Consider the following 1578-nt stretch of genomic DNA (forward strand, 5'->3'; position numbering starts at 1 on the left):
CAATACCGATAACTTAAGCTGTTTTATGCTATAGTTAGATATGCCGCGAGCTGGTCAGAAAAAACATATACCCGGCGACGAGGGAAAGTCGAAAGATGTGTCTATGGGGGTGTTGGCACACCTGTATCCACCCTCTCTCGTGGATTCGGTCTTGAAAGACTGCAACGCTCGCGAAGAGCGAGTTAGAGACCTTCCTCATCGTCTAGTCGTGTACTTCGTGCTCGCTTGTGCCTTGTTCATGGATCGAGGTTACCGGCTTGTGTGGGACTCGATAAACGTATCCTTGTGGAAATCACTTCCGAGAAGCTCGGAAGATCTCGATGTCGGCTCCTCGTCGGTGACAGGGCCAGCTTTGACGAAGGCACGTCAGAGACTCGGCAAGGATCCCTTGGAAGAACTGTTCCGTCGAACCGCGAACCCCTTAGCCGAAGAAGGAGGTCCGGGTTTTATTGGTGACCTCCGAGTGGTCTCGTTTGATGGAAAGACGCTTCCTGTCCCTGATTCACGTCTCAACAGAGAGCACTTCAGCTCGCAGTCGCACAAGGAGACTGCGGGATACCCGTCGGTTCGCGTGGTGTCGCTCGTCGAGTCGGGAACCCATGCCACGATCGACGCGCGAATCGGTCCAGCATCAACATCCGAGCAAAAGCTCGTGGACGACATGATCCCGTCCTTGAAGCAGGGGATGCTATGTCTGGCCGATCGTTCGTTTCCCTCGATCGATCGCTTCCTGAGAGCCATGGAGACCCGTGCTCAGTTGGCGTGGCGAGTGAGGAACGACTGGATACTGCCCGTGGTCGACGTGCTCGAACAAGGCAAGTCTTACATGAGCGTCCTCGTGGACCCCAAAAAGAAGCACAACTACGCGCGCAGGCAGATACAACGTAAGCGAACCGGAAACCTACCATCCGACTATGACCCCAAGGAACTTGTCGGAACCCCAATCCGGGTCGTGGAAGCATGGGTCGACAAACCCAGAGAATACCCGACCTCTGACAACAAAAAAGATTGGCACGGCGCATCCGGTGAACTTATCCGCATTATCACCACGGTCGACCCGGAGATCCTAACGGCAGAGGAAGTAGTAGCTCTATACGCACAGCGCTGGGAGCATGAGACCGCCTTCTCCTACCTTGGCCCTTCTCTTGTCGGCAAGGATCGGATATTGCGCTCCCAGTCACCAGACATGGTCTACCAGGAAATGTGGGCATTGCTACTCGTCTACAACGCCGTCTGCACGACCATGAAGTCAGTGGCAGAACTCCACAATGCCGATCCTGACCGGGCTAGCTTCAAAACAGCCGCAGTTCACATCCGCAACCACCTCGGCGCCGACAGCCGAGGTGATTTTTCCCCCTCTTCGCAAGGGCGCCAAGCGCCGTAAAGACCTGTGGGCAAGTTTTGTGAAGATCGTGGCTAGGTACTTGAACCCATCACGCCGAAACCGTTGCAACCCAAGACTACGAAAAAGGCCAACGCAGCGTTACCCGTCCAGGCGGCGAGACTCACCCAAGGGGTACATCGCCGCGGCACCGACCATCACATTGCGCATCAACGTCGCCTAAGTTACTGGTATTG

Annotated in this window: 1 protein-coding gene; it reads left to right on the forward strand. The window is 55.3% G+C overall.

Annotation, left to right across the window (positions count from 1 at the left end):
* The first annotated feature begins 103 nt into the window (after positions 1 to 103).
* The gene (locus tag ABD256_RS44070; protein ID WP_344432381.1) at positions 104 to 1384 is read left to right on the forward strand and encodes an IS4 family transposase; all 1281 of its coding nucleotides are present in this window, start codon (positions 104 to 106) and stop codon (positions 1382 to 1384) included.
* Positions 1385 to 1578 lie beyond the last annotated feature (194 nt).

Origin of the sequence: Amycolatopsis minnesotensis, assembly GCF_039529815.1 — a bacterium.
Taxonomy (GTDB): Bacteria; Actinomycetota; Actinomycetes; order Mycobacteriales; family Pseudonocardiaceae; genus Amycolatopsis; species Amycolatopsis minnesotensis.

Excerpts from the sequence above, each read along its gene's own strand:
- ABD256_RS44070 (WP_344432381.1), top strand. The coding sequence starts at position 104 with ATGGGGGTGTTGGCACACCTGTATCCACCCTCTCTCGTGGATTCGGTC.